Consider the following 6,000-nt stretch of genomic DNA (forward strand, 5'->3'; position numbering starts at 1 on the left):
GCATCCCAGGCACCTTGCGGTGCCCGGGATGTTGCATTCATCAGAAGCTGCCACCCACGGTGGCGAAGATCGTCGCGTCACGGGCGCGCTTCTGCGCGGCCGTGGTGCTCAGGCCAAAGTTGCCCTGCAGGCCGAACAGGTCCATGCGCGCACCCAGTACGGCAGTGGCGTAGTTCTTGTCGAAGTCCAGGCCCGGCACGCGGTAGCTGCCCAGTTCCGGCAGGGTCTGCAGCCACGCGCTGGCCTGCTTGGTGTCCTCGAACTCGTGGTCGTAGGTCACCTGCACGTACGGCTTGACGGTGCCGCCATCGAAGCGGGCCTGCCAGCCGATACGGCCGACGGTGGAGTCGACGTTCTGGCGGTCGTAGCCCAGGGCGGTGGCCAGCGTGCCTGCAGCGGCGCTTTCGCTGTAACCGTCGATCTTGACCTTCTGCCAGATCACCGCAGCGACCGGGCCATGACGGAAGCCACCTTCGGTGCCGAACTCGTAACCGGCGTTCAGTGCGGCGGTCAGGTTGCTGCCATCCGGGGAACCACCGTGTTCGCGGGTGGCCGGGCCCAGCTGGACCTTGCGGTTCACGTCATACGACAACCAGGTGTAGCTGACCTGGCCGTTGACCCAGACGCGGTCGCCGTACCATGCCGCGAACAGGCCGGCGGTGGTGTCCTTCTGGGTGAAGTCGCCACGGCTGTTGCCGAAGTCGGCACTCATGCGACCGAAGCCGGCGAAGCCGCCGACCACCACGCCGTTGCGTGCCCAGTCGACACCGAACAGGCCGGCCGGCGCCACGCCGTCGTACAGGTCGGCGTGGTCATAGCGCTGCAGGTCACCGCGCACGCCACCCCACCACGACAGGCCATCGGCCGGACGGGCGCCCAGGTGGTTGCTGACCTGGTCGGCACGCGAACGGCCGACGGTCTGTGCCGAGTGGCTCAGCACCTGCTGCAGGCGCGGAGCCTCCAGCACCGAGACGGCGTACTGGCCCAGCAGCTGGTGACCGGTAACGGTGGGATGCACGCCATCGGCGAACAGATAGGTCTGGTACGCATCGGGGCTGACGTAGGTGGTCGGGTTGCAGCCGATGATGCTGCCCGTGGTGTTGGCCGGGTTGATCTTGCAGGCGGTGCCGGTGACGTTGGTGAAGCCGTACATGCCCGGGTTGGCGGTCACTTCACGCAGGATGCTGAAGGTATCGAGCGGAATGAACTCGATGCCCGCCTGCTTCAGGCCGCCATACAGCGCCTTGTTGTAGCCGACCGACATGGCGGTGGCAGCCGCTGCATTGGGGCCGCGGAACTGCGGGGTGATGCCCACGTCCGGCAGGTTCGGCACCAGCACGTACTGGGCACCGGCCTGCTTCAGGGCACCGACCAGCGCGATCTGGTCGGTGACCGCCGCACCGATGATGCCCTGCACCTGGGCCGGCGGCGCACCCGCACCGGCAGCGCCGGCGGCGGCAAACAGGTCATTTGCGCCACCCCAGACGGTATACAGGGCGTTACGGTCAGCCTTGCCACCGTTTGCCGCCAGGTAGCGGGCCGCCTGCGACTTCAGAGACGGGATCGCGCCGAGCGCACCGCTGCCTTCGACCGACACGCGGGCGCCGCCGACAGCGTAGTTGTCGCCGTTCTGGCCGTTGCCGTTGGGGTCCTTGTTGACGCCGTAGTAATTGGCGACCTGCTGCGACCACACCCAGCCCGGGTTGGTGGTGAACTGGCCGGAGAGCCCCTGCGTGGCCTCGGGCAGCAGCGGGCGGAAGTAGCCGGCGTCGGTGAGGCTGTCACCGAAGAACACCGCCTTGGAGTACGGATTTTCGCCTGCCATGGCCGGCAGCGCGGCCAGTGCGATCGCAGCCGCCATGAGGGAGCGGATCGGGTGTTTGCTGAGCTGCATCTAGGAACTCCTGTGGGGTAAACAAGTTGGAATCCGGCGCACGTACGCCGGCGCACGGTCAATGGTTTCACCGCGCCGCCGTTTGCTCACGCTGCGCCGCCGCATGGATTGTCGCCTGACCACGCCGAAACCTGCTGTGCCGGAGCTGGCGCCCGGTTCAAATTACAAACGTTCCGATCCCGACGGGCTATCAGCGACAATGCAGGGATGAACATCCAGCTCAACGGCGAACCCCGCACCCTGCCCGCCTCGGCGACCCTCCACGACCTGCTTGAGGCCGAGCAGCTGCTGCAGCGCCGGGTGGCGGTGGAGGTCAACGGCGAGATCGTCAGCCGCAGCCGCCATGGCGAGCATCTCCTGGCCGAAGGCGACGTGGTGGAGATCGTGCACGCGCTGGGCGGGGGCTGAGGCCATCCCGGGTAGTGCCGGCCGCCGGCCGGCAATCCGACGCTGTCAGGCACTCTGCATCTGCCGGCCAGCGGCCGGCACTACCCCTGCCCATCCACGGCCTGCACGCCATTGCGTGATCCCATCTTCAGGCGGATAAGCGATAATCGCGCCATGAACGTTCATGTCTCCCCCGATTCGCTGGTGATCGCCGGCAAGACCTATGGCTCGCGGCTGCTCACCGGCACCGGCAAGTTCAAGGATCTGGAAGAAACCCGCCTGGCCACCGAGGCTGCAGGCGCCCAGATCGTCACCGTGGCCATCCGCCGCACCAACATCGGGCAGAACCCGGGCGAGCCGAACCTGCTCGACGTGCTGCCGCCGGAGCGCTACACCATCCTGCCCAACACCGCCGGCTGCTACACCGCCGAAGACGCGGTGCGCACCTGCCGGCTGGCGCGCGAACTGCTGGACGGCCACAACCTGACCAAGCTGGAAGTGCTGGGCGACCAGAAGTCGCTGTACCCGGACGTGGTGCAGACCCTCAAGGCCGCCGAACAGCTGGTCAAGGACGGCTTCGAAGTGATGGTCTACACCTCCGACGACCCGATCCTGGCCAAGCGCCTGGAAGAGATCGGCTGCGCTGCGGTGATGCCGCTGGCTGCGCCGATCGGTTCGGGCCTGGGCATCCAGAACAAGTACAACCTGCTGCAGATCATCGAAGACGCCAAGGTGCCGATCATCGTCGACGCCGGCGTGGGCACCGCGTCGGATGCGGCGATCGCGATGGAGCTGGGCTGCGACGGCGTGCTGATGAACACCGCCATTGCCGGTGCGCGCAGCCCGGTGCTGATGGCCAGTGCGATGCGCAAGGCGGTCGAGGCCGGCCGCGAGGCCTTCCTGGCCGGGCGCATCCCACGCAAGCGCTACGCCAGCGCCTCCTCCCCGGTGGATGGGTTGATCGGCTGATGACCAATCCCTTCGACAGCGCCGGTTCCAAGGCCCCGCCCAAGCCCTTCACCGTGAGCGAGGGCCGCCGCGAGGTACGCAGCTTCGTGTTGCGCCAGGGCCGCTTCACCCCCGCCCAGCAGCGCGCGTTCGACGAACGCTGGCCGCGCTTCGGCATCGACTACAACGGCCAGCCGCGTGATCTGGACGCCACCTTCGGCCGCCCGGCGCACAAGGTGCTGGAAATCGGCTTCGGCAACGGTGCCGCGCTGCGCTTCGCCGCCCAGCATGATCCGTCGCGTGACTACATCGGCATCGAGGTGCACGCGCCCGGCGTGGGCCGGCTGCTGAACGCGCTGGCCGACGACAACGCCGACCACGTGCGCCTGTACCACCACGATGCGGTGGAAGTGCTGCAGAACGAGATCGCCGATGGCGCGCTGGATGAAGTGCGCATCTACTTCCCGGACCCGTGGCACAAGAAGCGCCACAACAAGCGCCGCCTGCTGCAGCCTGCATTTGCCGAGCTGCTGGTGCGCAAGCTGCGCCCGGGCGGCCGCCTGCACTGCGCCACCGACTGGGAAGACTACGCCGAGCAGATGTGGGACGTGCTCGACGCCACCGCTGGCCTGGTCAACCGCGCCGGCCCGCGTGGCAGCGTGCCGCGCCCGGACTGGCGGCCGCAGACGCACTTCGAGACCCGCGGCCAGAAGCTCGGCCACGGCGTCTGGGACCTGCTGTACGACCGCACCTGACGATCGCCTGAGGACACCGCGCCCCACATGGATACCGCGCTGACGCTGACCAACGACATGAAGCTCGTGCTCGGGCTGGTCGGCTTCACGATGGCGATGTTCCTGTTCGAGCGCATCCGCGCCGACGTGGTCGCGCTGGTGGTCCTGGTGGTGCTCGGTGTCACCGGGCTGATCGCGCCGGAGGAAATCTTCGGCGGCTTCTCCGGTAACGCGGTGATGAGCATCATCGCCACCACCATCCTCGGTGCGGGCCTGGACCGCACCGGGGCGCTGAACCGGCTGGCCGCCTGGCTGTTGCGGCGCGGCCATGGTGTCGAGCAGCGGCTGCTGATGATGACCACGGCCATTGCCGGCCTGAATTCCTCTTTCATGCAGAACCCGTCGGTGATGGCGCTGTACCTGCCGGTCGCCTCGCGACTGGCCGCGCGCACCGGGTTGACCCTGCAGCGCCTGCTGCTGCCCATTTCGGCGGCAATCGTGATGGGTGGTGCGCTGACCATGGTCGGCAATTCACCGTTGATCCTGCTGAACGATCTGCTGGCCTCGGCCAACAACAACCTGCCTTCCGGCCTGGCCACCATCGAGCCGCTGCGCATGTTCGCACCGCTGCCGATCGGCGTGGCGCTGCTGATCGCTTCGCTGCTGTATTTCCGCTACTACGGCGACCGCAAGCTGATCGAAGAAGAGAACCTGGTCAATGACGGGGTCACGCCCGCGCGCACCGAGAGCTACTTCGCCAAGACCTATGGCATCGAAGGCGATGTGTTCGAGCTGGTGGTCAGTGCCGAAAGCCCGCTGGTGGGCATGACCCTGGGCGAGGCCGAGAACCTGCACGATGCCCCGCTGCTGCTGGCCCTGAAAACCGGCAATGACACCCGCCTGGCGCCACCGGCGGAGATGCGCATCTGGGTCGGCAGCGTGCTCGGCGCGATGGGCCCGCGTGAGCAGATCAACGATTTCGCGCAGAACCAGTTCCTGCGCATGTCTTCGCGGCTGAAGCACCTGGGCGACCTGTTCAACCCCAGCCGCGCCGGCATTTCCGAAGCGGTGGTGCCGCCGACCTCGAACGTGATCGGCAAGAGCGCGGCCGATCTGCGCCTGCGCAAGGAGCGCGGCATCAGCCTGCTGGCGATCAACCGCGACAAGCAGGTGATCCGCGAGGACGTGCGCGACGTGCAGCTGCGCGCCGGCGATATGCTGGTCTTCCACAGCATCTGGACCGACCTGGCGCAGGCCGCCCGCAGCCGTGACTTCGTGGTGGTGACCGACTACCCGACCGGCGAGCAGCGCCCGCACAAGTTCAAGATCGCGATGGCGATCTTCGCCTTGACCATCCTGATCGCGCTGACCAGCAAGCTGCCGGTGGCGCTGACGCTGATGACCGGCGTGGCCGGCATGCTGCTGACCGGCGTGCTGCGCATGGACGAAGCCTACGCCTCGATCAACTGGAAAACGGTGTTCATGATGGCCGGGCTGATCCCGCTCGGCTGGGCGATGGATTCCAGTGGCGCGGCGGCATGGGTGGCCGGCCATACCATCGACAAGCTGCCCACCGGCATACCGGTGTGGGTACTGGAGGTGGCGCTGGCGCTGCTGACCACGGCGTTCTCGCTGGTAATCAGCCATGTGGGCGCCACCATCGTGATGGTGCCCATTGCGGTGAACCTGGCGCTGGCGGCGGGCGGCAACCCGACGGCGTTCGCGCTGATCGTGGCACTGTCGGCGTCCAACAACCTGATGACGGCCTCCAACCCGGTGATTTCGATGATCACCGGCCCGGCCAACTACACCCCGCGCGAGATGTGGCGGGTCGGCGGCCCGCTGTCGCTGATCTACACCTGCGTGGTGGTGCTGATGATCAACCTGATGTTCTGAGGGTTGGGGTTTGTTGGCAGGGCTGCGCCCTGCACCCGCAGAGGCAACGGCAACGGCCGAAGCAACAGCAACAGCGGGCTATCCGTGGGATGGCGGGGTGGGTCCGGTTGCGGGGGACGCTGCAAGTACGTCCATGTAAGC

General features: G+C 67.3%; 5 protein-coding genes. 4 read left to right on the forward strand and 1 reads right to left on the reverse strand.

All coding sequences use genetic code 11. The features are described from left to right. Positions 1–40 precede the first annotated feature (40 nt). Positions 41–1,894, reverse strand: coding sequence for an autotransporter outer membrane beta-barrel domain-containing protein (locus QRO95_RS14520; RefSeq protein WP_285302863.1), 1,854 nt, complete (start codon positions 1,892–1,894; stop codon positions 41–43). A gap of 207 nt (positions 1,895–2,101) precedes the next feature. Here QRO95_RS14520 and thiS point away from each other — a divergent pair, with 207 nt between their 5' ends. From thiS to QRO95_RS14540, 4 genes are all read left to right on the forward strand, one after another. Next, the gene (gene thiS, locus QRO95_RS14525; RefSeq protein WP_049401605.1) at positions 2,102–2,302 is read left to right on the forward strand and encodes a sulfur carrier protein ThiS; all 201 of its coding nucleotides are present in this window, start codon (positions 2,102–2,104) and stop codon (positions 2,300–2,302) included. 153 nt (positions 2,303–2,455) lie between these two features. Continuing rightward, entirely contained in the window at positions 2,456–3,250 is a 795-nt protein-coding gene (locus QRO95_RS14530) for a thiazole synthase (RefSeq protein ID WP_010481470.1), read from the forward strand. Continuing rightward, a complete protein-coding gene (gene trmB, locus QRO95_RS14535) occupies positions 3,250–3,984 on the forward strand; it encodes a tRNA (guanosine(46)-N7)-methyltransferase TrmB (RefSeq protein ID WP_010481468.1) in 735 nt (244 codons plus the stop codon). Before QRO95_RS14530 ends, trmB begins: the two co-directional genes overlap by 1 nt. A gap of 27 nt (positions 3,985–4,011) precedes the next feature. Continuing rightward, positions 4,012–5,859, forward strand: a complete 1,848-nt coding sequence (locus QRO95_RS14540) for an SLC13 family permease (RefSeq protein ID WP_010481466.1) — start codon at positions 4,012–4,014, stop codon at positions 5,857–5,859. Positions 5,860–6,000: the final 141 nt, after the last annotated feature.

Source organism: Stenotrophomonas maltophilia group sp. Smal13, from assembly GCF_030236855.1.
In the GTDB taxonomy this organism is placed as follows: Bacteria; Pseudomonadota; Gammaproteobacteria; order Xanthomonadales; family Xanthomonadaceae; genus Stenotrophomonas; species Stenotrophomonas maltophilia_A.

Coding starts and splice junctions, on each gene's coding strand:
- thiS (WP_049401605.1), top strand. CDS start 2,102: ATGAACATCCAGCTCAACGGCGAACCCCGCACCCTGCCCGCCTCGGCG.
- QRO95_RS14520 (WP_285302863.1), bottom strand. CDS start 1,894: ATGCAGCTCAGCAAACACCCGATCCGCTCCCTCATGGCGGCTGCGATC.
- QRO95_RS14530 (WP_010481470.1), top strand. CDS start 2,456: ATGAACGTTCATGTCTCCCCCGATTCGCTGGTGATCGCCGGCAAGACC.
- trmB (WP_010481468.1), top strand. CDS start 3,250: ATGACCAATCCCTTCGACAGCGCCGGTTCCAAGGCCCCGCCCAAGCCC.
- QRO95_RS14540 (WP_010481466.1), top strand. CDS start 4,012: ATGGATACCGCGCTGACGCTGACCAACGACATGAAGCTCGTGCTCGGG.